This is a genomic window from Acinetobacter sp. SWAC5 (assembly GCF_003419885.1).
Classification (GTDB): Bacteria; Pseudomonadota; Gammaproteobacteria; order Pseudomonadales; family Moraxellaceae; genus Acinetobacter; species Acinetobacter cumulans.
The window spans coordinates 112,429-138,595 of the sequence record NZ_QUWR01000008.1; the positions used below are offsets into that span (position 1 = coordinate 112,429).

Sequence of the window (26,167 nt, forward strand, 5' to 3'; positions counted from 1 at the left end):
TTTTTTATTTCAAACTTAAAGAGGCTTAAGCCTGATTAGTAAAGTAATCTTCAGAGAAGTTCATAATTACTTCAGAACCTGCTTTTACTTTTTGAATGCGTACAGCAAGTTCAGGTAAAACGCGTTGAACGAAATACAGTGCAAGAGACAGTTTGTTTTGATAGAACTCGCCGTCTTTATCTTTGGCTGCATTGGCAATGCGGGCAAACATATAAGAGAAGCTGAGTAGGCCTACAGCATGTAGATAATCCACCGCTGCAGAGTTCGAGAATTCTACGTTTTCACTTGCTGCTTCAAGTACATATTGTGTTACAGACTCAACTTCTGCCGCTGCATCTAAAGTTGCATCTTTAATGAAGTTAAGGTCAGCGCTTAAGTCATTGGCAAAATCACGGATTTCTTGGATGTATTCAGCAATGAATGCACCGCCACATTTAATGGTTTTACGGCCGATTAAATCTTGAGACTGAACGCCGTTGGTACCTTCGTAAATTTGGGCAATACGTAAGTCACGGATACATTGTTCCATGCCCCATTCACGGATAAAGCCATGTCCACCAAACACCATTTGTGCATCTAAAGTGGCGTTGAATGCTGTGTCTGTTAGGTATGCTTTTGCAATTGGTGTTAAAAGCGCAACACGGTCATTGGCTTTTTTCACAGCTTCTGCATCGGTAGAGAATTTAGTGATGTCGAGTTGCTGGCCAACATAGACTGCAAATGCACGAGATGCTTCATTGTTCGCACGTGCATTTAATAACATACGACGTACATCACCGTGAACTAAAATGCTGTCCGCTGGTTTAGCAGGGGATTGCACGCCAGATGCGCTACGGCCTTGTAGACGGTCTGTCGCATATTGTGCAGCATTTTGGTATGCAAATTCAGAAGCGCCGAGGCCTTGAATACCCATAGATAAACGTTCGTAGTTCATCATCACGAACATCGCAGCAAGGCCTTCGTTTTCTTTACCCACGAGGTAACCTTTCGCGCCGTCAAAGTTCATTACACACGTTGCAGATGCTTTGATCCCCATTTTGTGTTCGATTGAACCTGGGCCTGCTGCATTGCGCTCACCTAAAGAACCGTCAGCATTCACGATGAACTTCGGCACGATAAACAGTGAAATACCGCGTGAACCTGCAGGTGCATCTGGTGTTTTTGCCAAGACTAAGTGAATGATGTTTTCAGAAAGGTCGTGGTCACCGCCAGTAATGAAAATTTTTGTACCTGTGATGTTGTAGGTGCCGTCTTCATTGCGTTCAGCTTTAGTTTTAATAATACCTAAGTCTGTACCTGCATGTGGTTCAGTTAAGCACATTGTGCCTGACCATTCACCTGTATACATTTTTGGTAGGTAAGTTTCTTTTTGCTCTTGTGATGCATAGCTGTTTAATGCCATGCCTGCACCAACTGAAAGAAGCGGGTAGAGCATGAAAGATGGATTCGTCGCAAAAAGCATTTCGTCAGACAGAACAGTCAGCATTTTTGGCATGCCTTGACCGCCCCATTCTTCGTCTGCACCCAGACCAATCCAGCCACCTTCAGCATATTGTTTAAATGCTTCTTTAAAGCCAGCAGGTGTTGTTACGCTACCGTTATTATATGTTGCACCTTCTTCATCACCTGTACGGTTTAAAGGATGCGTTACGTTTTGAGCAAATTTTGCCATTTCTTCTAAAATTGCTTCAGCCGTTGCTGCATCTACATGTGCAAGATTTTCATTGTCTTGCCAGAATTGTTCTGCTTTAAATACATCGTTTAGGATGAATTTCATGTCCGCAAGAGGTGCGTTATAAATTGGCATCGTGTGTCACCTGTTTATTGTTTGATTCGTAACGATTTAATCAGTCTAAGCGATAATTTTTTGCAGTGTTAGACGACTAAAGGCTTAATTTTTGAATTAGTTATAAAGAAAAAGGACTGCCAAATCAATGACCGTCCTTTGTTCTTTTTATTGTTCAGTGTGCACTGAAATTAGAATGCAAAGTGTTCAGCATCTAAAGTCATGAGTGGATCTACACCACCAGCAATCACGTCTACGTGTGCGCGAACACGTGGCAAGATTTTCTTGAAGTAGAAACGTGCTGTTGTGATTTTCGCGTTGTAGAAGTCAACTTCAGTTGTACCTGCTGCAAGTGCTTCTTGTGCTACAAGTGCCATACGTGCCCATAGGAAAGCAAGTGTTACGTAGCCAGAGAAGTATAGGTAATCAACTGCTGCGCCACCCACTTCGTCAGGGTTTTGCATTGCTTTCATACCAATTTGCATTGTTAAGTCACCCCATTCTTTGTTTAGGGTAGCAAGCGGTGCAACAAACTCAGCCATTGCTGCATTGTCTTTGTTTGCTTCTGCAAATTTGTGGATGATCTTAGTGAAGTCTTTCAACATTGCACCTTGAGTACCCAATACTTTACGGCCTAACAAGTCAATCGCTTGGATTTCAGTTGTACCTTCGTATAAGCAAGAGATACGTGTATCACGTACGATTTGCTCCATACCGTGTTCTGAAATGAAACCGTGACCACCGAAGACTTGAACACCGTGTTTCGCAGATTCAGAACCTGTTTCAGTTAAGAATGCTTTAGCGATTGGTGTAAGAAGAGACAAGATGTTGTCAGAGAACTTACGTTCTTCTTCAGTCGCGCCTTTTTCTACCACGTCAGCGTGTTGAGCAAGTAAGTAAACTAGTGCACGACCGCCTTCTGCAAATGCTTTTTGCGTGAATAGCATGTTGCGTACAGCAGGGTGAACGATAATTGGATCTGCTTCTTTTTCTGGTGCTTTAGGGCCAGTTAAAGAACGCATTGCTAGACGGTCTTTTGCATAAGTTAAAGCACCTTGGAAAGCGCCTTCAGAAGCAGACAAACCTTGTACAGCAGTACCAATACGTGCAGTGTTCATGAATGTGAACATGCAGTTTAGGCCACGGTTTTCTGGTCCAATGAGGAAACCTTTTGCGTTGTCAAAGTTGATCACGCATGTAGAGTTACCATGGATACCCATTTTGTGTTCGATTGAACCACAACGTACGCCGTTACGCTCGCCTACAGAACCATCTGCAGTTAAGTTGAACTTAGGTACGATGAATAAAGAAATACCTTTTGTACCTTTAGGTGCGCCAGGAAGACGTGCAAGAACGATGTGGACGATGTTCTCAGCCATGTCGTGTTCACCAGCAGAGATAAAGATCTTCTCGCCAGAAATTGCATAGCTACCGTCTGCTTGTGGTTCAGCTTTAGTACGGATAATACCAAGGTCAGAACCTGCATGAGATTCTGTTAAGCACATTGTGCCCGTCCAAACACCTGATACTAGGTTTGGAAGGTAAGCTGCTTTTTGTTCTGCAGAACCATGGTGCTCTAAAGTACGTACAGCACCATGAGAAAGACCAGGGTACATACCCCAAGCCCAGTTCGCAGTACCGACCATTTCAGAGATAGAAATACCTAAAGAGTTTGGTAATGCTTGACCGCCAAACTCTTCATCTGCAGAAAGAGAAGGGAAGCCTAGTTCGATGTATTTTTGATACGCTTCTTTAAAGCCAGTTGGAGTTGTTACAACGCCATCATTCCAAGTACAGCCTTCACGGTCGCCGACTTGGTTTAAAGGAGATAGTTCGTTTTCACAGAAATCTGCAGCGGCTTCTAAATATTGGTCAACCAATTCACGGCTTACGGTGTCAGAAAACGCAGGAAGTTTCGCATAATGTTCTTCAGCATTTAATAATTCATGCAGAACGAATTGCATATCACGTAAAGGCGCTTTGTATTGTGGCATATCGTTTTCCTCAATACTGGTTTCTACCAGCGTTAATAATCCTAAATAAAGGTTAATCGTGTCTTCAATGACACATGTTTTTGCAATGGGTCAATCGTGCAACATCTTATTGTAAGGTACAAGCATTTCCAGGGCATTTCTTAGTGACTGTAAAGTCAAAGAATCTGATCTTGAAAATCCTAAGTGTGTAGAGTGTATACAGTTTTGCTTCAATATTGATGAGCAGAATAGTCAAAAACGTAAAAAGTTATGTCGCCTCATAAAGCGCTATTTAAAACAGTTGCTTAACGATGATTAAGTTCTTGTATCAAAGGGCTGAAGGTAATGAGTACATGCTGAGGCTAAATGGAGTCATGAAAAGTGAAATACTGTGCATAAAAAAGGCGCTCAATAGAGCGCCTCATGTGACTATTTCTAGTCTATCGGATCTTTTGTGTCAGCTTAAGCGGTTTTAAGGGGCGCATTAGGGATAAAGCGGACTTCACATTTACCCGCAATTGTACGTTCGCCAGATTTAATTTGTACCGCTGTACCATTAGCTTTAGCTTGGCAAGCTTGAGCAATGGCTTGTTGATGTGCTTGACGCTCTGCTAAACGTTGATCAAATTGTTTAACCAATTCAGCGCGTTTGGCATCAGTGAGTGGCTCAGCAGAACGCATGTGCATTGGGCCATTCATATCACCACGCATTGGGCGGTGTTCGCCACGCATTGGCTTTTGTTCTGCACGTGCTTGTTTAAATTCTTGCTTAAGCGCTTGACGATCCGCTTTAAATTGAACCGTGCAGGTACCATCAATAACTTTGTCGCCAGCTTTGACTTGAACGGCAGTCCCCGATGCTTTGTTATCGCAGGCCTGCTTAATTTCTTTAAACACTTGGCGTTGTTCAGCACGCATTTCTTTCATTTGCTCGCGTTGTTCTGGCGACATTTTGCGCGCTGAATCACCATGATGTTCTTTCATCATACGTTGATGATCATTGGCTTGATTTGCAGTGGTTGATTGGCAGGCTGTTAATGTACCCATACTGATAACACTTGCACCGATTAACGCGAGTTTTGTCATGTTGTTCATTGGTTTCGCCCCACTGCATATATTGAATATTTGATGCTTAAAGATTAAATAATAATGATGAAGAAACAATGAAGAGTTTTTTAGACCAGTGTTCGTTACAATAATAAATATAGAAGAAAAAATAGAGACTCTATTTTGAATATCCGTCGTGTGCCCATTGCTTTACGTTTATTTCTGACTGTGCTGTTGACCACTTTAGTGATCACAACGGTGAGTTTGGGCGTGCTTCATTGGAATATGCAACGTAATTTTACCAATTATGTTGCAGATGTTGAAATGCAGAAACTGGATTTACTGATCCATAATTTGTCCGATGTCTATGATGTGTATCAGGACTGGGGCAATGCAATTCAGGCGCAAATATTACAAATAGAAGGTAATGCTGGACCTGATGATTATGACCGATTATCAAATTGGTGGTTGCGTCGTCAGTATGATATTGCGTTACAACAACGCTATTTTAAAGAACATACCTTGGTCGCAGCCACCCCGACTTTAAATCCATCGGATATTGAAAAACATAAGGCGGATCTTGCCGAATTAGATTTTATTGAACGTAATTTACCTTCGGAATTTCGCCCATTTGATGGCTTAAAATTTCCTTTAAGTTCAAATCAAAATGTATTTAGACCCAAAGATCAGAAGGATGCAAAAGCATCGGAACAGGCAGACTCTTCAAAATCACAACCCGATGGCAAAAAGCAATTTATTCAAATGCCAGATCGTTTGGGCTTGAGCTCACGTTTATCTTTATATGATGCAAAACACCAATTTGTTGTGGGCGAACCAACAGATGCAAATATTTCCTATCGTCCGATTATGGTGAAAAATCAGGTCGTTGGTTATTTGGGTTTAAAACCCGTACTTGATCAAGATGATGCGATTAGTATTAACTTTTTTAGTAAGCAAAAACGTTATTTGATTTTGGTGTATGGTTTAACCTTATTGGCCAGTTTAATTGCTTCATTATTACTAGCGACCTATTTTAAAAAGCCGATTCAGCGCTTATTAAATGGAACACGTGAATTAACCAAAGGCCATTATCAGCATCAAATTACTGTCAATCGTAATGATGAATTAGGCGATTTATCAAATGAGTTAAATCAGTTGGCGATGATTTTAGATCAACATGAAACATCGCGTCGTCAATGGGTGGCCGATACTTCACATGAACTGAAAACCCCGCTGGCTGTACTCCAAGCGCAAATTGAAGCCATGCAGGATGGCATACGTAAGCCAACGCCTGAGCATTTTGCCTCAATGCTCAATCAGGTGAGCAGTTTGAAAAAACTGACCCAAGATTTGGCAGATTTAGCACAAGCTGAAGCGATGCAATTGAAATGCTATATGGCCAATGTGAATCCGTGGCAGGTGATTGTGCAAGAAGTTGAAAACTTTAAGCCGAAGTTTGAGCAGGCACACTTAACAGTGAGTGCACAGGGTGAGGGTGCTGATTTACAATTGGATATAGACCGTTTTAAACAAATTATGGTGAACTTACTGGGTAACAGTATTCGTTATACTGAAGCGGGTGGTGAGATTCGAATTCATACTGAACAAAATGATGCCTATTGGATGGTGTACGTTGACGATAGTCCATTAGGGCTCAGCGATGAGCAGTTGGCTAATTTAGGGCAACGCTTCTATCGTGTAGACGATTCGCGCACACGCAGTACTGGTGGAACAGGTTTAGGTTTGGCATTATCTGGCAAAATTGCGCAAGCAATGGGTGGTGAGCTAAGTTTTGATCATTCACCATTGGGTGGATTACGTTGCAAGTTAAGCTTCCCAAAACAAGTGAACTCTTAAAAGGAAAATAAGCATTTATGAAGCATATTATGCTGGTTGAAGATGAAGTAGAACTTGCACAACTGGTGCGTGATTATTTAGAAGCAGCAGGCTTTGAAGTGAGCATGTTTCATGATGGCCAAGAGGCCTATGAGAGTTTTACACAGCGTAAGCCTAGTCTAATGATTTTAGATTTGATGGTGCCGCGTATGGATGGTCTGACCATTTGTCGTAAAGTGCGTGAGCAGTCAGATCTGCCAATTATTATGGTCACTGCCCGTACTGAAGAAATTGACCGTGTGTTGGGCTTAAATATGGGTGCAGATGACTATGTTTGTAAGCCTTTTAGCCCGAAAGAATTGGTTGCACGTGTACAAGCAGTATTACGTCGTCTAGAGCGTAAAGCTGAGCCAGAAAGCAACGATTTATTCCGTATGGACAAAGGCCAGCAACGTGTTTGGTATCAGCAAAAGTCATTAAACCTCACACCAACAGAGTTTCGATTACTGGAACTATTTTTGGAGCATGTGGGGCAAGTGTATTCGCGTGCGCAGTTGCTAGATCACATTAACCCAGACAGCTTTGATGTTGCTGACCGTGTAATTGACAGCCACATTAAAAACCTACGCCGTAAAATTTCTGAGGCAGCCGAAACGGGCAATCGCCATGAGTGGATTCAGGCGGTATACGGTGTTGGTTATCGTTTTGAATATCCTGAAGATTAATTATATTTAGACAATCTAAAGGCGAATCCATGTAAATGTGTTCGCCTTTTTTATTGGGATGAGTAAGCCACAATAGCGCATAACCTGGCTAAAAAGATTTACAATCTACTTTTTTATCAGATGAGAACGTGTTGTGAGCAGCCAAATGCCTCAACTGCAGCGCCGATTGAAGAACCGCCATATTCAGCTGATTGCAATGGGCGGTGCAATTGGTACAGGCCTATTTTTAGGTTCTGCGCATATTATTGAATCGGCTGGGCCATCGATCATTTTAGGTTATTTGATTGGCGGTTTGATTGCCTTTTTAATTATGCGCCAGCTGGGTGAAATGATTGTACAAGAGCCAGTAACAGGTTCATTCAGTTATTTTGCCTTTAAATATTGGGGTAATTTTGCAGGATTTTTAACAGGCTGGAACTACTGGATTTTGTATATTTTAGTGGTGATGACTGAACTGACGGCCATTGGTAAATATGTGAATTATTGGTGGCCACATGTGCCAGCATGGGTTTCGGTACTGGTATTTTTTGCGGTCATTACCCTTGCCAATTTAGCCAATGTCAAATTGTATGCAGAATCTGAATTTTGGCTGTCGATGATTAAAGTTATAGCCATTGTTGCCATGATTATTTTTGGTGTGTATTTGCTGCTTACCGCAGGTGCAGATTCAACCGCTTCAATCAGTAATTTGTGGGCACATGGGGGCTTTTTCCCGCATGGTTTTGAAGGCTTATTTTATATGTTGGCCTTTATGATGTTTGCCTTTGGTGGCATTGAGCTGATTAGCATGGCGGCCGCTGAAACTGAAAACCCCGATCAAAACATCCCGAAAGCGGTAAATCAAACCGTGATCCGCGTGTTCTTGTTTTATATCTGCTCTTTGGCGGTCTTGCTGTCGCTGGTGCCTTGGAATCAGTTAAAACTTGGTGGTTTGGATCATAGCCCATTTGTGATGATCTTTAATCAGATGGGGATTGATTGGGCGGCACATTTGTTGAATTTTATTATTTTGACGGCATCAGTTTCGGTCTGTAACAGCGGGATGTATGCCAATAGTCGTATGCTGTTAGGCTTGGCAGAACAGGGCAATGCACCTAAAGTCTTTAAGCAAGTGAATAAGCACGGTACGCCGATGGCTGCAGTTTTATTTTCTGCATTGCTGATTTTTGGTTGTGTGTTGCTGAATTATTTCTTGCCTGAAAAAGCGTTAAGCTATTTGATTTATATAGTGGTGAGCGCTGCGGTGCTGAATTGGATGCTGATCAGCTTGATTCATTTGAAATTTAGAAAAGCAATGCAGCAACAGGGTATACAGACTAAATTTCCAGCCTTATTTGCACCATTCACCAACTATTTTGTTTTAGCGTTCATGCTGATGATTTTATACATCATGTGGAATCAGGGCTTTATGCTGTCGGTACTGATGCAGCCACTATGGATTTTACTGCTATTTGTGCTGTTTAAAGTGATGCAAACAAAGAAGGTTTAATGCAATAAAGGCTTAGGGAAGAGCCTTTTAAAGTATCCAATTTTTAAAGTAAAGTTGTTTAACAACGATGTTGAAAGCGTTTTAAGAAATTGCCTTTAGAAGCAAATAGATTTTAAATTTTAGTTTGTAAATTTACCTAAATGACTTTAAAAAATTAAAGCCATTTAGGTCTGCTTTTATATTTTATGGATTGAAGGCTTGTTTAAACATTGGAACTAAAAGCTTATTCCCATATTCACTTAAATGATTACCATCACGATAAATCGGGCGTCCTTTATATTCAGAAATACATTCATTTCCTTTACATAAAAGTAATGCAGGGTCTAAGACCTTGGCCTGACATTGCGCTGCACTTTCCTGAATAATTTTGCGAATTTCTCCTGATCTTTTTAAGTAGGCATCGTGTGAAATAAATATTTTTTCATTGCGCTTGTAGAATACATTCTTAATAATTCTTTGCGGTAAATTGAAACCCACTTCTGGAATCGGTTGCACGATATATACAGGGTTAGTCTTAGAGGTTTGACATAAAACTTCAGTGAGATTTTTTTGAAATGAAATCATTCGATTCTTTTGAGTGATATTTGGATTATCATCAAAATAAACAGAAGGTTTAGAGCCTCTCGCGTCCATGTGATCCGGGTCATTTTCTCCAATTAAGTAGCTTGGATATCTGGCAATGAACACCATTGGAATATTTTCATATTTTTTGGATGCAATTAAGTTTAAACGTTGTTGGTTGATTTCTGGGCAAGGACTTTTATCTTTGTAAAATTGCATATTGGGAATAAATGGGCAAGCAGCAGTTGCAAATGAAATGATACCTTCTGCTTTCAAATTAAAACTTGTTGCTACAGAAGTGGTCAATGCATCAGCATGGCTATCTCCAACAACAATAGCTTGAATTTTAGCTGGATTTCCTATGATACATTCATGTAACTCTTGTTGGTCGCAATCATAAGGATTGGTGTTATTGATTTCTTCATTCGCTATTTTAGCTGCTTCTGGAAGTCGTGAATCTACACCATCATTTGATTTAAGAAAATGTCCAAAGCCTAAAAGGAATAAAGCGAGATAAATTGCTTTTACTTTATAAATTTCTTTCCACGATGAATAGCGTGGGAAATGAATCTTTTCAATAGCGTGATAACTTAAGAAACCACATAAAATTGACAGCGGTATTCCGTATATCCACCAATTTTCGAGACCAAGGTAGAAACCCAATACAACCAAGGGCCAGTGCCAAACATAAATTGAGTAAGACCATTTACCAATATGACTAAAAACAGGATTGTTAATGAAAATATTCTGTTGGTACTGACTCACAATAATTAAATACGCACCAAGGACGGGAATTAGCGCCATATAACCCGGCCAAAGCGTATCTTTAGAGATAAAGATATACGATGCTAGAATTAGCACGAGCCCTAAGCATTGGGTCATAAGCTGTGACTTTTTGGTGTTTAATGACCAAGGATAGAGGAATGCTAAACCACCTATGAGCATTTCCCATGCACGGCTAGTCAGTAAAAAATAGGCAGTTTTGCTGTCTTTATAGGTTGCATATATACAATAAATAAAGCTGACTAAAAACAGCCCAAGCACTACACGTTTTAAATTATGAAGGTTTAAATATTTTTTAAGCATCAAAATGATAAGTGGAAAAAATATATAAAATTGCCACTCAACAGACAAAGACCATGTATGTAACAACCATTTAGTATGCTCAGCAGTATCAAAATAGCCCCCACCTTTTGAAAAAAGAAGATTGGAGATAAAGAAAGAGCTTTTTTCGATTTGTCGCCCTAAATCTTTATAATCAACCGGGGCTAAATAGAACCAGCCAAATATGGCTAAAAAGATAGTCATCGTGGCTAAAACAGGAATAATTCGGTTTGCACGTGCGGTATAAAATTTAAATAGGTTAAATGTGTTTTTTTCAATGCCATTAAAAATAATGGCTGTCATCAAAAAGCCAGAAATGACAAAGAAGACATCTACACCAGCAAAACCACCAGTTAGCCATTGTGGATTAAAGTGAAAAAGTACAACGGCCAATACAGCTATGGCTCGTAATCCATTGATATCGTGTCTGAATTGCATAAATAAAATAGCTAATCATTTAATTTGGGGTGATTCTAACTTTAATTAGAGATTGATCGATTGAAATTTCTATTTTTTTAAAATTAAAAATCATGCTATAGCAGACGTAAGAGCTCAATTCGCTGTTGCTTAGCTTTTTTTAGCTTTGAGACCACCAATTCATAAGAATTCAGCACCAAATCTTGCAGCAATTCATCTTCCAACGCTTCATCTGTAAATACAGAAATCCAGTGCTGCTTATTCATATGCCAGCCTGCACAAATAAAGGGATAAATATCTCTCAGCATGCTGCCATTGTCTGGCAGCACCTTTAAGTTGATCGCTGCTTTGCCTTCTAAATGAAAACTGAGCATAAAAACCTTGTCCATGACCTTATACACGTCACAGCCGTCACCGAAAGGCTGAGTCACTGTCACTTCTGGCAGTTTTAGGGCGGTATGGGCAGCCATTTGATGTAAATGCATAAGCAGTCGGTTCTAATTGTAATTGTGGATAATGTTTAAATTATCCACAATTTTGAGCTGATTCAAGCTTGAATGTGTGGATAAATTTTAAGAAGAACAGCTGACCATAACTTCAGGTACATCACTTGGCAATGGCCCTAAATCTGCTGCTTGCTCAAGTTCAGGCTGTTTGCTAAAGGGTTGGCTGAGCAAGTTAAACAAACGCTCAACTTCTGAAAAATCATTACGTTCAGCAAGCTCAATCGCCTTTTGCGCCATATGATTGCGCAAAATGTATTGCGGGTTAGCTTGTGCCATTTCAGCATCTAAAGCATGGGTGTCCTGATGTTCACGAATACTTTCATATTGCGTCAGGAAAGCTTCAAAAGCACGGCGGTCAAGGCAGTCATCTTTAATGGTTTCATATTGTTTTTCTTGCAGACGGATAAAGCTTTGCGTGTAGTCGAGCTGTTCGGTCTGCAAAATACGCAAGAATGCCATTGCGCAATCAAAGCTGTCTGTGTGGAAACTTGGCAAACCCATTTTCTGAGCTAAGCCCATTTTATAATGCTCCAAGAAGGTCAGTTCAAAATGTTCTAAGCACTTGGCTAGATCTTCCTTCCACTGTTTTTTGTCATAGTCCGCAGGGCAGAGTGGTACTAAGTTGTTCAGCCATTGCCATAAATTCCAATGACCAATACTCGGCTGCTGCTGGTAGGTATAACGGCCTTGGTAGTCCGAATGATTGTTGACCCAATTTGGACGGAAGCGCTCTAAGAAACCATAAGGGCCAAAGTCCAGAGTCGAACCTGTAATATTGAGGTTATCGGTATTCATTACGCCATGTGCAAAGCCGACCAGTTGCCATTTCGCAATCATTACGGCGGTACGTTGAATGACTTGGGTGGCAAAAGCCAAAATCGGCTGCTCTGCCTCTAAGCATTCAGGGTAATGCCATTCAATACATTTTTGCGTGAATTCAGGCAGTAAATCCCCCTGATATTGATTGATCCATTCAAAATGCCCCAAACGAATATGACAGTCTGAGGTACGCAGCACCATTGCGCCTAATTCTAATTTTTCACGCTGTACGCCTTGCTCAGAGCTGGTAAAACCAACTGCATTGCTTGATGCAACGCCTAAGCTGTTAAGCGCATGTCCTGCCAAATATTCACGAATGGTTGAGCGCAGTACTGCACGGCCGTCACCCATCCGTGAGTAAGGCGTAGAACCAGCGCCTTTTAAATGCAGGTCAATGGTTTGCCCATCTTTATCTACAATTTGCGCAATCAGCAAACCGCGACCATCACCTAATTGTCCTGCCCATTGCCCAAATTGATGGCCCGCATAAACCATCGCCAAAGGTTCAAATTCGGCAAAAGTTTTTTGACCGCTGCAGATTTCAACCCAGTGCTGAATATCATCTTCTGACCATTGTAGCTGTGCGGCCAAAGCTGCATTAAAATGGCCAGCCTTAGCGCCTTTGAGCGGGCTTGGCTGCTGATGGTGATATAGGCGGGAAGGGAGCGTGTTATAGCGCGGGTTAAACTGCATAGTTGTCTTGGAAAAAGTAGCTGTGCTGAAACTATAGCAAAGTGAAGGCAGTGATGGCAGAGCCAGATGTTACGGTATTTATTATGCAGCGCAAAAAATAAAGCCCCATGACGGGGCTTTATCTGCAGCGCTTCAGTTTATTCTGAAACTGCTTTCTTTTTAATGTTGCGCATGAGCGTTGTAACTGTTTCACGGTGCTGTGAAAGGCGCTGTTCAACTTGCTGGAATTCAAGTTTTAGCTTGTCATCCATTTGGTGAATTTTTTCAGCGACTGCAGTCTTTTTCGCTTGAATTTCTTGTTCTTTCAGCTTAGCCCAATCGTTTAGCGTATTGGTAAATGCTTCATATTCAAGTGCAATTTTGCTTTTTACTTGAGCTACGTCATCATTTACATTTAGGCCATAAACTGCAAGATCTTGTTCTGCATATTTAAACTTCATCGCAAGTTCAGCTTTCTTGATGTTAAAGCTTGGAATACGACGTAAATTTTTAGCAAGACCTAATTTAGAACACGTCCAAATTAACCATTTTGTAGGATCATACTGCCACCATTTCACACCGTTACGGTAGTCGTATTGGAAAATGTGGTGGTAGTTATGGTAACCCTCACCCCAAGTTGCAATCGCAAGGATGAAGTTGTCACGTGCAGTATTTTCGTCTGTATATGGACGAGAACCCCACATGTGGCACAGTGAGTTAATAAAGAATGTTACATGATGGCTCAGAATCAAACGTACTAGGCCGCCAAGCAGCAATACGCCCCACATGTCGCCAACAGCCCAGCCGATCGGCAATAAAATACCGGCATGAACTGCAATGACTAAAGGCACATAGTATTTGTCTTGGAACATGACCAATTTATTGTTTAATAAATCCGGTGCATTTTTATAGTTGGCGCCGCCTGACTTATAGTCACGAAGCATCCAGCCAATATGCGCGAACCAAAAACCGCGGTTAATTGAGTACGGGTCGTGATCGACATCATCAACATGACGGTGATGGGTACGGTGGCCAGAAGCCCAAAACAAAATACTGTTTTGTACTGCAAATGTGCCCATGATCATCAGGACAATTTGCATTGGCAAAGTCGCTTCATAAGCGCGGTGCGCCCATAAGCGGTGATAACCCGCCGTGATCCCCAAGCTACTGAAGCCAAGCAGCACAAACATGCTGATCCAGGCTGCCGCGCTAAAATCATGGTGGTATGCATATAACGGGATTGCAATAATTGCCACAAGCGGCAAAAACAACAGTGCGAAAACGGCAATCCAGTTGATTGGTGCTTTGGGTTGGGGAGCGGTCATCGCCAGCTTAACTCCTAGAACCTTGGGAGGTATATCAGAATACAAAAACCATAAATGGATTATGGATTAATAGAACTGCATATTAGCATGAGCTTTCTCATGCTCACAGCATTATTGCACAACTGTATTGTGCAAAACAGTAACAGAATAAAACCGCGATTTAATTTATTTCCAATCCGTTGCTGTTGCTGGCTTAGATGCGGTTTTATATTGCCCTGAAATGTGCAAAACGCATAGCGAAATTAGTGGACCTTCGGTCATTATTTCCACAGTGTTTTAGTCGGATTTTTTAATGCTTTTGAGGCTGTTAACTGCATCATAGAACAGTATATTTATGTTGATTCAGGCGATATCTAAATGCTGTAGCATTAGTTTTGGAAAGTCTGTAATCAGCCCATTAACGCCCATTTTTTGCAAATGTTTGGCACGTTCGACATCATTCACTGTCCAGACACTGATTTTTAAATCAGCTTGCTGTGTAGCCAGCAGGATTTCATCGTTCGCCAGCTGATTCATCCAGCCGATTTGACAGCAGCCCAATTGCAATGCCTGTTCGATGGCTAAAAGGCCGATATCTTCTTCAATGAGCAAACCGCGTTTAAAGGTTGAATTCTGCTGCTGTAAAGCTTGATGAATTTTTAAGTCGAAACTGGTGATCACCGCATTGTGCTCAAAGCCTTGCAGCTGTTTTTGCAATTCGCTAATTAAGGCGTTGGCCTGTTCTGCTGTCTCGACTGCTTTGACTTCAACCTCTAAGTGCTCAAAGTCCTGCATGATGTTCAGGCTTTGCTTTAAAGTTGGAGTGATTTGTTTGGGCCAGTCCAGCCAAATATGCGCTTGGTTATAAGGTTCGAGTTCTAGGCTTGAACATGCATACAGCTGTTGGTCTATGCCTGTGGTGCGAAGGAAATTATCATCATGCATGACGACTAACTCACGGTCTTTGAGTTGGCGGACATCAAATTCGACAGCGCGTATGCCGAGGTCATGGATGTATTGGAAGCCTGCAAGGGTATTTTCTGGGGCTTCGCCACGGGCGCCACGGTGTCCGATGATTTGCATGATCTTTTTTCTGTTATTTAGGTGTTTGTAACGCTACAGAAATTAGAACTAAAAGTGGGTCACGTCAAGATTCGAACAGTAGAAGTTTCCCCCGTAATTTTTCAGGGCTAATGAGGTATTTGGCGTATTTTCAAGTAAGAGATTTTAAGGTGTGGTCACAGCCTTGAAGTTCAGCAGTGGTTGATTTTCTTTGTGTAGGCGTTGCCTTACTTTTCAGAGATGAAAAGTAACAAAAATCTTGAGTTGGGTAAAAGGTTCGTCCCTGAAACCTTTACCCAACGGCGGCATTCATGCCGCCTGTCACGAATTAGACATTGTATAAGACGCATTTTTTAAAGCAGATCAAACGGTTTAGAATGATCTGAATTTAAATCGTGTCGTTAATGTTCTTTTGCCAAAGCACTTCAGAACCGCCTTCTGCACGTTGTAATGTACGTGATGCGACAAATAACCAGTCTGAAAGTCGGTTCAAAAGCTGCAATGACGGCGCTTGAATGTTTTGGTCACGGTTATGTACAGCCATTAAACGGCGTTCTGCACGTCGGCAAACGCTACGTGCTTGATGAGCAAAGCTGCACACCAATGTTCCAGATGGCAAAATAAAGTCTTTTAGCATCGGCAATGCTTCATTCATTCGGTCAATGTCATTTTCCAAAAACTCAATAGATACAGGCTGTACCAAGTTGAAGTTTGGAATGCAGACTTCACCGCCCAAATCGAATAACCAATGCTGAATTAGACTAAGAGATTTATCCCAAGCCGCTTTGTCTTCAATGTTGCTGAGGGCAATATGCGAACGCAGAATACCAATACTTGAATTGAGTTCATCGACATCGCCTAAGGCTTCAATGCGTAAATCATCCTTTGCTACACGTGATCCGTCACCTAAACCTGTCGTGCCTGAGTCGCCAGTGCGGGTATAAATTTTACTTAAACGGTGGCCCATTTTAATTGTCCATTTTTGATAAAAAGTTGAATAAAGTGATGTGCATTAATATTTAACAGTGACACCGATAGAGGCTAAACGCCCACCATTCATATAATACAAACCTGAACCATACGATGAGGTTTTGTATTCGACATCACCAATATTTTGTAAATTGGTAAAGACTTTGAGGTTGGGATTGATATTCCAAAAAGCGCTCATATCAATGGTGGCATATCCAGGATTGCGTGCCTGATAATCCACGGCATCTGACTTAGCATTTAAGGTTGCATTCATGCCATACATGTCATTGCTCCAACCTGTAGTCAAGCTTAAGTTCTGACGTGGTCGACGCTGTAAATCTTGTTTTTTCTCATCATCTTGCGCTTTCACATAATGATAGCTGAGTTTGCTTGACCATCCGCCATTTTGCCATTGCAGATAGGTTTCCACACCTTTATACACCGCTGTATTAAGGTTTTCTAAGGTGTAATTTGGGCCGTTCACAATCAAATGATCGACTTTGGTGTGGTACAAGGATAGGCCTGTACTTAGCCCATGATTCAGTTTTTGATCGACGCCAATTTCATAAGAAATGCTTTCTTCGGGCTTTAAGTTTGGATTACCTGACCAGCTGTTATAGCGTTCGTCTAAGGTTGGTGACTTAAATGCAGTTCCAATATTGGCATACACGCTGGTTAAAGGCAGTGCTTGCAGACGAATTGCAGCTTGACCAATGGTATGGCTACCATATTTTGCATCGTCTTCTAGGCGAATTCCGAGCTGTGTATTAAGACCATCTTGATGATATTGATGCTGTAAGTAATAACCTGTGCTGCGGTTATCATCTTGATAGGCCGTGCCATAAGACACAATATCACCGCTGATTTTGCGGTGTGTGATCCCGCTTAAAAGCGTTTGCTTTGGCGTCAGCTCAAGTTTTGAATAGATTTCCGCTTCTTGGGTTTTATTGTGGGTGAAGTCGGTGGTTGTGACCTGATCTAGCTCATCTTTAAATTGAGAAAGGCGGGCGTGCAGTTCTAAAGCAGGTAATAGACGCACTTCACCACGTAGGTTGATCATTTCATTGTTAAAATCTTGCGCGACATTGCTGTAGTTCAAGCAGTTATAGTCTTTATCTTCATTGCTACAACTGACATAAAAGCTACGACCATCGTTATGACTATAGTCCAATGAAAATGCATGATTTTCTTGTTTTGATCCGACTTTTGCACTCCAGCCTTTTTGGTCATAGCTTGCTTTGCTCAGTTCATCTAGGTCAAAAACTTTGGTGGCATCTGATTCTAAGCGTTGCCCTCGAATCTGTGCGTAATAGCCATTTTTTGCGGCATCTGCGCCAATAATACTTTTATAGGTTTTGTGTTCACCTACTTCCGTACTGGCAAAGACTGTATTTTCCGTTGGTGTCTTGGAAATAATTTGTACCACACCGCCAATCGCATCTGAGCCATACAACACAGAGGCAGGGCCTTTTAACACTTCAATTTGCTGAATATCGGTAGTATCTAAAAACTGTAATGGCGCCATGCCTGATGTTGCCGAGTTCAAACGCACGCCATCGCGCAGTACTAAGGTATGGTCGGATTCTGTGCCACGCACAAAAATCGAAGCAACTTGTCCTAAACCGCCGTTTTGCACCATATTGATAGATGCATCGTTACGCAGTAAATCACTCATTTGGGAAATAGGGGATTGCGCTATGGTTGCAGGTTCAATAATAGATATACGCGCAGGCACATTTTCTAATTTTTCTGCAGAACGTGTTGCTGTGACGACAATGGTATCTAATTGAGGTTGTGCAATGGAATCTGCTGCAACAGACATTGGGGAGTTAAAAAGACAAAGGGCAGATATGCCAGCTGCAAGCGCAGTCGGCTGAAAAGGAAAAGGCATACAAAGCTCCATGCATTTACCCCACGTAAATGATTGAGTGATAGAACACAGTGGGCAGGTATCGGACTGGCAAGGCATGGCTTGCGCACCGTTGCGGGGGCAGTGTTACAAAACTTCCCATGCCAACTGTTGTGAATGGCTTAAGTATAGAGAACTCCGATTTATCGAACAATCAAATCTATCGGGCATTTTAAGATAGCTGCATATACAGCTTGACTTGCTGTGGGGCAGAAACTAATCTGCCCATGCTTCAGGTGCTTCCTTAATTAAGAAGTGAAACTGGGAAGTCAGTCCAGCAGTATAGAGCTGTTGTTATCTGACACTGCCCCCGCAACGGTGAATCGTTATTCATAACGTAAGTCCGGAGACCGGCCTGATGCAGACCTATTCATAATGCGGCGGGCGTTATAGCGGGATTGCATGCTTCTGTCTGAAAAATGGCAAGCCTTGTCTTACCCCAAAACCGCCTCGCGTTATCCAACTTTTAATTCGCACGGGCGGTGCGATCGGGGAATACAGCATGCATTCTTTCTCTAAGACTCTACTCGGGTCGCTTTTTGTTTTATCTCCACTTTCTGCTGCGATGGCAGCCGACCAAGTTCATCAGCTTCCAGTCATTACCAACACGGTTGCCAATATTGTAGAGCAAGACTCACAAAAAACTTTGGCGGCAGTTACCGTCATTAACCGTGAAGAAATTGAACGTAAGCAATTTACGTCTTTGCAAGAATTGCTACGTACCGTACCAGGTGTGACCTATACCAACTCTGGCGGCCTAGGCCAGCCAACCAGTATTTCCATTCGTGGTACTGGCTCTACGGCGGTATTGGTGTTGGTGGATGGTCAAAAGCTTGGCTCGGCAACATCAGGTCAAACTTCATTTGAGCATTTGCCGATTGACCAAATTGAACGTGTCGAAGTAGTGAAAGGCCCGCGTTCAAGCTTATATGGTTCAGAAGCAGTGGGCGGTGTGATTCAAATCTTTACCCGTAAAGGTACGCAAAATGGCGTAAAACCATTTGCTTCGCTTAAGTATGGTTCACATGAAACCTATGATGCCAATGTCGGTGTGAATATTCGTCAAGATAATTCTTGGGCGACACTGAGTTTGGCGGGCTTAAAAACACAAGGCATGGATGTCACAACTTTGCCGACTGAAACAGATAAAGATGGTTATGAAAACTATTCTGCTTCAATTAAAGCGGGTCATCAGTTTAATGATCAATTTGCAGCTGACTTTAATGTTCTCTATGTAAATGGTGAAACAAATTACGACAGTCCATACAATGTAAATCCTTATAACAAGGTTGAGCAAAATGTGTATGGCGTAGGCTTTACCTATTCACCAGTGGATCTTTGGAAAACACAGCTGAAATTTGGCCGTTCAGAAGATAAATACGAAACCTTTAGTGCGGATAAATCGACTGGTGTATTTGATACCACAAAAGACAGCATCAGCTGGTTAAACACATTATCTTTCAATGCAAATAACACACTATTGGTGGGTGTGGATTACTTAAATGATCAAGTAGATAGCACCACCAATTACGATGAAAAAGAGCGTGATAATGTCGGTTACTATGCACAATATCTTGGAGATTTTGGTCGAGTGAACCTGCAAGCTGCCATTCGCCTAGATGATAATGAACAGTTTGGTGATCACACTACAGGCAATGCTGCTGTTGGTTATTCATTTAATGACAACTACAGCACTTATGTTTCATACGGTACTGCTTTCCGCTCGCCGACATTCAATGACTTATATTATCCGGGCTGGTCAAATCCAAACCTAGTCCCTGAAGAGTCTGAAAACATTGAAATTGGATTCAAAGGGTCGCAATGGTTGAACTGGTCTGTTTCTGCCTTCCATAATGAAATTGATAATATGATTTCAGGCGGAACCAATATTGCAAAAGCAAAAATTAAAGGGGTAGAAGCTGAGTTCGGGCAGTCACTGGACAACTTCACGTGGAACTTAAACTATACCTATCAAGAGCCTGAATATAACTCGGGCGCAACAAAGGGCAACCAAATTGCAGGCCGTGCAGGCCAGTTGTTGAATGTGTCTGCGGATTATACGATGGATAAATGGACGCTAGGTGGCTCTGTACACGCAGAAGACCAGCGTTATAAAGACGCTGCCAATACAACAAGCTTTGGCAGTTTTGCGACAGCAGATGTGCGTTTAACTTATCAAGCGACACCTGAATTTTCTGTACAAGCCAAACTTGCGAATATGTTTGATAAAGAATATTACACCGTGTATGACTCATTTGATGACTATTACTACCGTCAAGAAGGCCGTACGGCTTGGGTAACTCTGCGTTATGCAATGAAATAAGTTTGAGTTTGAAATATAAATTTAAAAAGCCTTGATCCGTCAGGGCTTTTTTTTGCCATGAATGCATGCTGAAAATCCACGCAATTCATGAAAATTGCATTACAATGATTCGCCTTCATATTCATAGATAGGCTATGAATAGGGCGGAGTCAGAGCCAAAACAACATGCGAACCCGTGCCAAAATCTGCGGAATTACACGTATTCAAGATATTCAATCTGTCGTCCAAGCTGGCGCAGATGCGATAGGATTTGTATTCTTTGCGCCAAGCCCGCGCAGTGTAACGGCAGCGCAAGCTGCTGAGCTGATTCAGCATGTGCCGCCGTATGTGCAGACCGTGGGTTTATTTGTGAATGCATCGGCTGCAGAGATACAGGATATTTTAAAAATTTCACCTGTAGACATACTGCAATTTCATGGCGATGAAAGTCCTGAACAGTGCAAAACGATTGCACAAACTGTTGGGCGCCGCTGGTATAAAGCCATTCAGATGAAACCTGAACTGGATGTGATTGCAGAAATCCAAGCTTTTCAGCAGGCAGGGGCAAGCGCCGTACTATTGGATGCATGGCATCCTGAGCTGAAAGGCGGTACAGGGCATAGCTTTGACTGGGCACAGTTCCCAAAACTCGATATTCCTTTAATTTTGGCGGGCGGTTTAAAGCCTGACAATATTGAAGATGCGATTCAAACCACAGGCGCTTATGCCGTAGATGTGAGCGGTGGTGTAGAATCAAGTAAAGGTATTAAAGACCAACAACTCATAGAACGCTTTATGCAAGGAGTCCTTCGTGGATCAGCAAAATAAAATCGACTATACCCAATTCCCAGACGCACAAGGGCATTTTGGTATTCATGGCGGGCGTTTTGTGTCAGAAACTCTTATGGCAGCACTTGAGGACTTAGAAAAACTCTATTTCCGCATGAAAGATGATGCACAGTTTTTGGCAGAATTCGACCGTGACTTGGCGTATTACGTCGGTCGTCCAAGTCCTTTGTATTATGCTGAGCGATGGTCGAAAGAGTTGGGTGGTGCGCAAATTTACTTAAAACGTGAAGACCTGAACCATACAGGTTCACATAAAGTGAATAACACCATTGGTCAGGCTTTACTGGCTAAGCTTTCAGGTAAAAAACGTATTATTGCCGAAACAGGCGCAGGTCAGCACGGTGTAGCAACTGCAACGATTGCAGCGCGTTTAGGCCTTGAATGCGTGGTGTTCATGGGCGCAGAAGATGTTAAACGTCAAGCCATGAACGTATACCGTATGCGTTTACTTGGCGCAACGGTTGTACCTGTGGAAAGCGGTTCAAAAACATTGAAAGATGCCATGAACGAAGCGATGCGTGATTGGGTCACCAATGTTGATTCAACTTATTACGTGATTGGTACAGTTGCAGGTCCACACCCATATCCACAATTGGTTCGTGATTTCCAATCAATCATTGGTCGTGAAGCGCGTAAACAAATTCAGGAACAAGCAGGCCGTTTACCAGATGCTTTAGTTGCATGTGTGGGCGGCGGCTCAAATGCGATGGGCTTGTTCTATCCATTCTTAAATGATGAAGACGTGAAAATGTACGGTGTCGAAGCTGCAGGCTATGGCATTGAAACAGGCAAGCACTCTGCACCACTCAATGCAGGTCATGTTGGTGTACTTCACGGTAACCGTACTTATCTGATGTCAGATGATCAAGGTCAAATCATTGAAACACATTCAATTTCTGCAGGTTTGGACTACCCAGGTGTAGGCCCAGAACACAGTTTCTTGAAAGATATGCACCGTGTGAACTATGTGCCAATCAATGACACTGAAGCGCTACAAGGCTTCCGCGACTTAACACATATTGAAGGTATTATCCCTGCGTTAGAAAGTTCACATGCGATGGCTTATGTCACGAAACTTGCACCGACGATGGATAAAGACCAAATTATCATTGCGACTGTATCAGGCCGTGGCGATAAAGACTTAATGACAGTTGCCCGCATTGATGGCGTGGAAATGGTTGAGATGTAAAATCTCCCCCACCCCCTCTTTAATAAAGAGGGGAAAAGCCCTCCTTTGTTAAAGGAGGGTTGGGAGGATTAAAAAAATCGCGCAGAAGTCATTTTGCGCGATTTTTTTATGACCTTAAATGTAAGTCTAAAAAGGCCTACAAAAAACAAGCAAAGTTAAAGAGTGAGATAAGTCACAATATTGCTGAAATTTATAGCGTTGAAAGACTCAATAATAATGACATTTACACACTTGGTTCGTGCTGAATCCTTTCCTCAAAAAATCATTTGGAATGCACGGGATACTTTTGCGGTACTCATTATTCCTTTAATTTTGCTAAATAGCTTTGTCTTGGATCAATTGTTCGGTGCATCGGTTCAAGTTGCTTTGGGCGATTCGATTTTTCGTGGCATTTTATTTATAGCTGTATGTTGGCTCTATAAGACGATGCTGTATACGCACTGGCAAAAGTATAAACAGGCCTTTTGGCGCTCAAGTCTGTTGGTCATTGCTGGCGCGGTGTTATTGCAAGTGGTGATTTCTCTCACACGTAGCCTGTTGCCATTGGGAGCAAGCGGTGAAGAAAAAGCATCTATTGATCCCAATTCGATTGCCTTTTTTAGCTTATTGATCATCAGTCTTGGGCCATTATTTACCGCATTGCTGGAAGATATTATTTTCCGCTATACCTTGCTGCAAAAGCTGTTCGTACAGCCGTGGCTGTGGCGTGTGGTTTTAGTCTTGTTTAACTCAATTGTGTTCGGGTTAATTCATTATCATAATTTTGATGGCAATCTGATTGCGACAATAAGCTTTATGATGGCAGGCTTGTTTCTAAACTTAATCTATCTTTGGACGCGTAATATTTGGCATGTATTACTGATCCATTTTATGAATAATGCAGTATTATCCTTGGGCGGGGTGATTGTATTTAAAATGCTACAAGCTTTTGGTTCTATTTAAAATTTATGGAGAAAGCTGTGTTGAGCTTATTTATGGTGATGTTGGGTGGCCGTCATGCACGTGCAAATACAGAAGTACATGATGTGGTTTTTGCTATCGGCAATCAATTTGAAGACTGCTATCCACAGCTGCGCGAAGCATGGTTTGGTGAACAAAAGGGCCTACATATTGATGCATGGATGAAAGTCAGTGGTGTGATGTCAGAAGGCATACCGTATCAACTTCAATTGACTAATGCTGCGCCACATGCGACTTCACTCAAGCTGTGGTTGATTAACTTGGGTGGTTATGATGCAGCAGAATTTGGTGAGCTACACCGCTATGTATTGGTGCCAGCGATCACGGAGGCCGAAGCGAAACAACAGGGTAAACAGTATTTTGCAGCCCATTGGCAAAAACAGCATACGGACCGTGTGTTAGAGGTTGACGATTGTATTAAGGTGGACTGCATACACGGGCGTTATATCGAGTTAATGAAAGCTGATTTTGCCCCGCAACAGTGGGAGAATTGCTATATCCAGCTAAATTGAGTCTAAGCTTAGACCTGTAATATAGCGTGCTGAATAGGCTTGTCACATCAGGTATTTATTTTTGTGAAGATATGCAGTATTTTGCTGAATAGACTGTTCAGCGACTGATTAATCCGCATAATAAGAACAGGATTTTTCAAATCAATTATGCAAAGGATAGGCATAAATGGATTTAATACAAGCCAATGGACAGCCCCATTATGGGCGCTTTAGTTCTTTGCCAAATCAAATTGATATTCAGCGTTATGAGTATCGAACCCCGTATGGAAAAGTATTAAACGGGTGGCGTAAGCAACTTAAATATAAGAAATTTAAATTTTGTAGCATTCAACATCAGCACTATACGATTGGTCTGGCTATCGCTGATATTGGTTGGGCGGGGCATGCTTTTGTGTATGTATACGATCATATCCATAATGAAGTGATGGATTGGAATGCGATCAATATCTTGTCAATGCAAACAAAAGTTGATGAGCAACCGCTATTTAATCAAAGTCATTTTATAAAATCTGAAATGCAAGTGGATATTGAACATGCCAATGGTGTGCGCTACATCCGTGTAAGTAAATATGGTGAATTGCAATTAAGCGCACGTATTTTTTGTGCAGGGACAGATCCACTTAGCTTATGTACGCCTACAGGCATTAATGGCTGGACTTATACACAAAAACTCACCACTTTAGGTTGTGAAGGTTTTTTTAAAAATAAGCGTGGGCAAATCGTACAGTTTAATGATCGTACCTTTGCTTCATTGGATGATACGTGCGGATTTTTAAGACCGGAAACAGCATGGTTTTGGTTGTCATGTAATTTTTGGGATACCGAGAAAAATCGTATTGGTCTGAATTTAGCTTCAGGTGTCAATGAAAGCTTTGGCAATGAAAACTGTTTGTGGGTCAATGGAGTACTGTACGAACTCAGCGATATTTTATTTGAGCAACAGTCAGATGACCTATGGCATATCCGCTCTTTAGATGGTGCTTTAGATTTAACGGTACATACCAGTTGGCGACGTTATGAAAACCTCAATCTACGTTTGGTGGGGAGCCAGTTTAGTCAGTGGCAGGCCAAAATCAGCGGATCAATTCGGCATAAAGATCAAGAGGTGATTTTGCTCAATGAATATGGCTTGTTAGAGCGCCATTATGCCAAATGGTAATAGGCTGTATTAAATATTTAAGCCTGCACAAAAAAGCCGTATCGCGAGCATGATACGGCTTTAACTTTTGATCCTAGATCGTGTGATTGCTATTTAGCAGCTTGCCAAAAAGCTTCAGCAGCTTGAATAGGATCTTGAGTTTCTTCAAAGGTCTTAAGCCATAAATTGTAGTTATCGACGATAGGATGTTGGCTTGGGTGAAAATCTTTCTTAAACCAATCACGATAAGGCTTGCTCATTCGCGTTAATGTGCCTTTTTTGCCAAAGAACCAAGGTAAACCTTTGGCATTTAATTTCAGACGTTCAGTGAAGCTGAAGCCGTCATGTTTTAACATCACATTGGCGCGGTAAAGTGTAAAACCTGTCATTAAGGCACTGTTCCAGACTAAGGTAAACTTACGCAAGCCTTCATCGACATTTGCCACATCTTTCATCACATCAAATGCGACATCACGGTGTTCCATTTCTTCAATCGCATGCCAAATAAACAAGGCTCGAACATAAGGATGTGCTTCTTGTAGGACTTCCTTTCGGCTACAAAAAGTTTCTGCCATGAGCGCTGTCAAATGCTCCGCAGAAGCAGTCATTGCAATATTGTATTCGGCAGAGCGCTGGCTCAATTCAAACTTAAAAATTTTATTTAAGCGTTTAATGAAAGCATCAACAGGCATGCCTTGCTGTTTCATCAGCTGGTTCATTTTGTCATGTGCCATGCCATGCTGTGCTTCTTGACGGATAAAATCAGCCACACGGAGTTTTAAGTCTTCGTCTTGAATTTGATCGCGGAACAAACGCACAGATTCAATAAAATAACGCTCACCGTCTGGAAAGGTGAGGCTAAGCGCATCAAACATTCGCGTAAGGAAAGGGTCGCCACCAAACCAAAAGCGTGGAATTTCCTCGAGTTTAAAATTTAATTTTGTGCGTACTACTGGATGCACTTGGACTATCGCATTCATATTTTTTACTGTTATAGCCTTTGATGTTTGCAGTATGTCGAATAAAAAGCACAAAGTT

At 41.8% G+C, this 26,167-nt stretch carries 20 protein-coding genes and 1 riboswitch; of the genes, 9 read left to right on the top strand and 11 right to left on the bottom strand.

The annotated features are described in order from the left end of the window. Positions 1–25: 25 nt before the first annotated feature. The 3 genes from DYI81_RS07800 to DYI81_RS07810 form a co-directional block, all read right to left on the bottom strand. Positions 26–1,807 carry an acyl-CoA dehydrogenase C-terminal domain-containing protein gene (locus DYI81_RS07800; RefSeq protein ID WP_106986272.1) on the bottom strand — a complete coding sequence of 594 codons (1,782 nt, stop codon included), beginning with the start codon at positions 1,805–1,807 and terminating at the stop codon, positions 26–28. A gap of 170 nt (positions 1,808–1,977) precedes the next feature. Next, positions 1,978–3,780, bottom strand: coding sequence for an acyl-CoA dehydrogenase C-terminal domain-containing protein (locus DYI81_RS07805; RefSeq protein ID WP_106986271.1), 1,803 nt, complete (start codon positions 3,778–3,780; stop codon positions 1,978–1,980). A 441-nt stretch (positions 3,781–4,221) separates the two neighbouring features. Next, the gene (locus DYI81_RS07810; protein WP_117007213.1) at positions 4,222–4,854 is read right to left on the bottom strand and encodes a hypothetical protein; all 633 of its coding nucleotides are present in this window, start codon (positions 4,852–4,854) and stop codon (positions 4,222–4,224) included. 135 nt (positions 4,855–4,989) lie between these two features. On the opposite strand from DYI81_RS07810, the gene baeS reads away from it, so the two are divergent. The 3 genes from baeS (at position 4,990) to DYI81_RS07825 (ending at position 8,856) form a co-directional block, all read left to right on the top strand. Further along, positions 4,990–6,663 (top strand): sensor histidine kinase efflux regulator BaeS, encoded by a 1,674-nt coding sequence (gene baeS / locus DYI81_RS07815; RefSeq protein ID WP_117007214.1) that lies wholly within the window; start codon positions 4,990–4,992, stop codon positions 6,661–6,663. Between the two features lie 17 nt (positions 6,664–6,680). Next, positions 6,681–7,367 carry a response regulator gene (locus tag DYI81_RS07820; RefSeq protein WP_106986268.1) on the top strand — a complete coding sequence of 229 codons (687 nt, stop codon included), beginning with the start codon at positions 6,681–6,683 and terminating at the stop codon, positions 7,365–7,367. 133 nt (positions 7,368–7,500) lie between these two features. Next, entirely contained in the window at positions 7,501–8,856 is a 1,356-nt protein-coding gene (locus DYI81_RS07825; RefSeq protein ID WP_117007215.1) for an amino acid permease, read from the top strand. A gap of 183 nt (positions 8,857–9,039) precedes the next feature. On the opposite strand, the gene DYI81_RS07830 is transcribed toward DYI81_RS07825, so the two are convergent. The 7 genes from DYI81_RS07830 to DYI81_RS07860 form a co-directional block, all read right to left on the bottom strand. Beyond that, the gene (locus tag DYI81_RS07830; RefSeq protein ID WP_117007216.1) at positions 9,040–10,959 is read right to left on the bottom strand and encodes an acyltransferase family protein; all 1,920 of its coding nucleotides are present in this window, start codon (positions 10,957–10,959) and stop codon (positions 9,040–9,042) included. 95 nt (positions 10,960–11,054) lie between these two features. Then, positions 11,055–11,423 carry an MmcQ/YjbR family DNA-binding protein gene (locus tag DYI81_RS07835; protein ID WP_117007217.1) on the bottom strand — a complete coding sequence of 123 codons (369 nt, stop codon included), beginning with the start codon at positions 11,421–11,423 and terminating at the stop codon, positions 11,055–11,057. A gap of 87 nt (positions 11,424–11,510) precedes the next feature. After that, positions 11,511–12,956, bottom strand: a complete 1,446-nt coding sequence (locus DYI81_RS07840) for a protein adenylyltransferase SelO family protein (RefSeq protein WP_117007218.1) — start codon at positions 12,954–12,956, stop codon at positions 11,511–11,513. Between the two features lie 137 nt (positions 12,957–13,093). Beyond that, complete coding sequence (locus DYI81_RS07845; protein WP_106986263.1) at positions 13,094–14,260, bottom strand: acyl-CoA desaturase; 1,167 nt, start codon at positions 14,258–14,260, stop codon at positions 13,094–13,096. A gap of 342 nt (positions 14,261–14,602) precedes the next feature. Then, positions 14,603–15,322: a glycerophosphodiester phosphodiesterase gene (locus DYI81_RS07850; RefSeq protein WP_117007219.1), complete on the bottom strand. Its 720-nt coding sequence runs from the start codon at positions 15,320–15,322 to the stop codon at positions 14,603–14,605. A gap of 367 nt (positions 15,323–15,689) precedes the next feature. Then, positions 15,690–16,268, bottom strand: coding sequence for a cob(I)yrinic acid a,c-diamide adenosyltransferase (locus tag DYI81_RS07855; protein WP_117007220.1), 579 nt, complete (start codon positions 16,266–16,268; stop codon positions 15,690–15,692). Between the two features lie 45 nt (positions 16,269–16,313). Continuing rightward, entirely contained in the window at positions 16,314–18,161 is a 1,848-nt protein-coding gene (locus DYI81_RS07860; RefSeq protein WP_117007221.1) for a TonB-dependent receptor, read from the bottom strand. Positions 18,162–18,396: 235 nt separating this feature from the next. Further along, a riboswitch (cobalamin riboswitch) is annotated at positions 18,397–18,553 on the top strand. A gap of 128 nt (positions 18,554–18,681) precedes the next feature. Between DYI81_RS07860 and DYI81_RS07865 the strand changes: the two genes are divergently transcribed. The 6 genes from DYI81_RS07865 to DYI81_RS07890 all read left to right on the top strand — a co-directional run bounded on the left by DYI81_RS07865 (position 18,682) and on the right by DYI81_RS07890 (position 25,150). Next, entirely contained in the window at positions 18,682–20,502 is a 1,821-nt protein-coding gene (locus DYI81_RS07865; protein WP_117007222.1) for a TonB-dependent receptor, read from the top strand. A gap of 165 nt (positions 20,503–20,667) precedes the next feature. Further along, positions 20,668–21,309, top strand: a complete 642-nt coding sequence (locus DYI81_RS07870; protein WP_117007223.1) for a phosphoribosylanthranilate isomerase — start codon at positions 20,668–20,670, stop codon at positions 21,307–21,309. After that, positions 21,293–22,519: a tryptophan synthase subunit beta gene (trpB, locus tag DYI81_RS07875; protein ID WP_117007224.1), complete on the top strand. Its 1,227-nt coding sequence runs from the start codon at positions 21,293–21,295 to the stop codon at positions 22,517–22,519. Before DYI81_RS07870 ends, trpB begins: the two co-directional genes overlap by 17 nt. Positions 22,520–22,735: 216 nt before the next feature. After that, positions 22,736–23,461, top strand: coding sequence for a type II CAAX endopeptidase family protein (locus DYI81_RS07880; RefSeq protein ID WP_117007225.1), 726 nt, complete (start codon positions 22,736–22,738; stop codon positions 23,459–23,461). A 17-nt stretch (positions 23,462–23,478) separates the two neighbouring features. Beyond that, the gene (locus tag DYI81_RS07885) at positions 23,479–23,991 is read left to right on the top strand and encodes a DUF1543 domain-containing protein (RefSeq protein WP_117007234.1); all 513 of its coding nucleotides are present in this window, start codon (positions 23,479–23,481) and stop codon (positions 23,989–23,991) included. Positions 23,992–24,157: 166 nt separating this feature from the next. Then, positions 24,158–25,150, top strand: coding sequence for a DUF2804 domain-containing protein (locus DYI81_RS07890; protein ID WP_117007226.1), 993 nt, complete (start codon positions 24,158–24,160; stop codon positions 25,148–25,150). Positions 25,151–25,239: 89 nt separating this feature from the next. Here the strand turns inward: DYI81_RS07890 and DYI81_RS07895 are convergent, their stop codons facing one another. Then, a complete protein-coding gene (locus DYI81_RS07895; RefSeq protein ID WP_117007227.1) occupies positions 25,240–26,109 on the bottom strand; it encodes a metal-dependent hydrolase in 870 nt (289 codons plus the stop codon). Between the last annotated feature and the right edge of the window lie 58 nt (positions 26,110–26,167).

What these genes read in the sequence shown, in the direction of transcription:
- DYI81_RS07800 (WP_106986272.1), bottom strand. Translation starts at nt 1,807, where the DNA reads ATGCCAATTTATAACGCACCTCTTGCGGACATGAAATTCATCCTAAAC.
- DYI81_RS07805 (WP_106986271.1), bottom strand. Translation starts at nt 3,780, where the DNA reads ATGCCACAATACAAAGCGCCTTTACGTGATATGCAATTCGTTCTGCAT.
- DYI81_RS07810 (WP_117007213.1), bottom strand. Translation starts at nt 4,854, where the DNA reads ATGAACAACATGACAAAACTCGCGTTAATCGGTGCAAGTGTTATCAGT.
- DYI81_RS07820 (WP_106986268.1), top strand. Translation starts at nt 6,681, where the DNA reads ATGAAGCATATTATGCTGGTTGAAGATGAAGTAGAACTTGCACAACTG.
- DYI81_RS07830 (WP_117007216.1), bottom strand. Translation starts at nt 10,959, where the DNA reads ATGCAATTCAGACACGATATCAATGGATTACGAGCCATAGCTGTATTG.
- DYI81_RS07835 (WP_117007217.1), bottom strand. Translation starts at nt 11,423, where the DNA reads ATGCATTTACATCAAATGGCTGCCCATACCGCCCTAAAACTGCCAGAA.
- DYI81_RS07840 (WP_117007218.1), bottom strand. Translation starts at nt 12,956, where the DNA reads ATGCAGTTTAACCCGCGCTATAACACGCTCCCTTCCCGCCTATATCAC.
- DYI81_RS07845 (WP_106986263.1), bottom strand. Translation starts at nt 14,260, where the DNA reads ATGACCGCTCCCCAACCCAAAGCACCAATCAACTGGATTGCCGTTTTC.
- DYI81_RS07850 (WP_117007219.1), bottom strand. Translation starts at nt 15,322, where the DNA reads ATGCAAATCATCGGACACCGTGGCGCCCGTGGCGAAGCCCCAGAAAAT.
- DYI81_RS07855 (WP_117007220.1), bottom strand. Translation starts at nt 16,268, where the DNA reads ATGGGCCACCGTTTAAGTAAAATTTATACCCGCACTGGCGACTCAGGC.
- DYI81_RS07860 (WP_117007221.1), bottom strand. Translation starts at nt 18,161, where the DNA reads ATGCCTTTTCCTTTTCAGCCGACTGCGCTTGCAGCTGGCATATCTGCC.
- DYI81_RS07865 (WP_117007222.1), top strand. Translation starts at nt 18,682, where the DNA reads ATGCATTCTTTCTCTAAGACTCTACTCGGGTCGCTTTTTGTTTTATCT.
- DYI81_RS07870 (WP_117007223.1), top strand. Translation starts at nt 20,668, where the DNA reads ATGCGAACCCGTGCCAAAATCTGCGGAATTACACGTATTCAAGATATT.
- DYI81_RS07880 (WP_117007225.1), top strand. Translation starts at nt 22,736, where the DNA reads ATGACATTTACACACTTGGTTCGTGCTGAATCCTTTCCTCAAAAAATC.
- DYI81_RS07890 (WP_117007226.1), top strand. Translation starts at nt 24,158, where the DNA reads ATGGATTTAATACAAGCCAATGGACAGCCCCATTATGGGCGCTTTAGT.
- DYI81_RS07895 (WP_117007227.1), bottom strand. Translation starts at nt 26,109, where the DNA reads ATGAATGCGATAGTCCAAGTGCATCCAGTAGTACGCACAAAATTAAAT.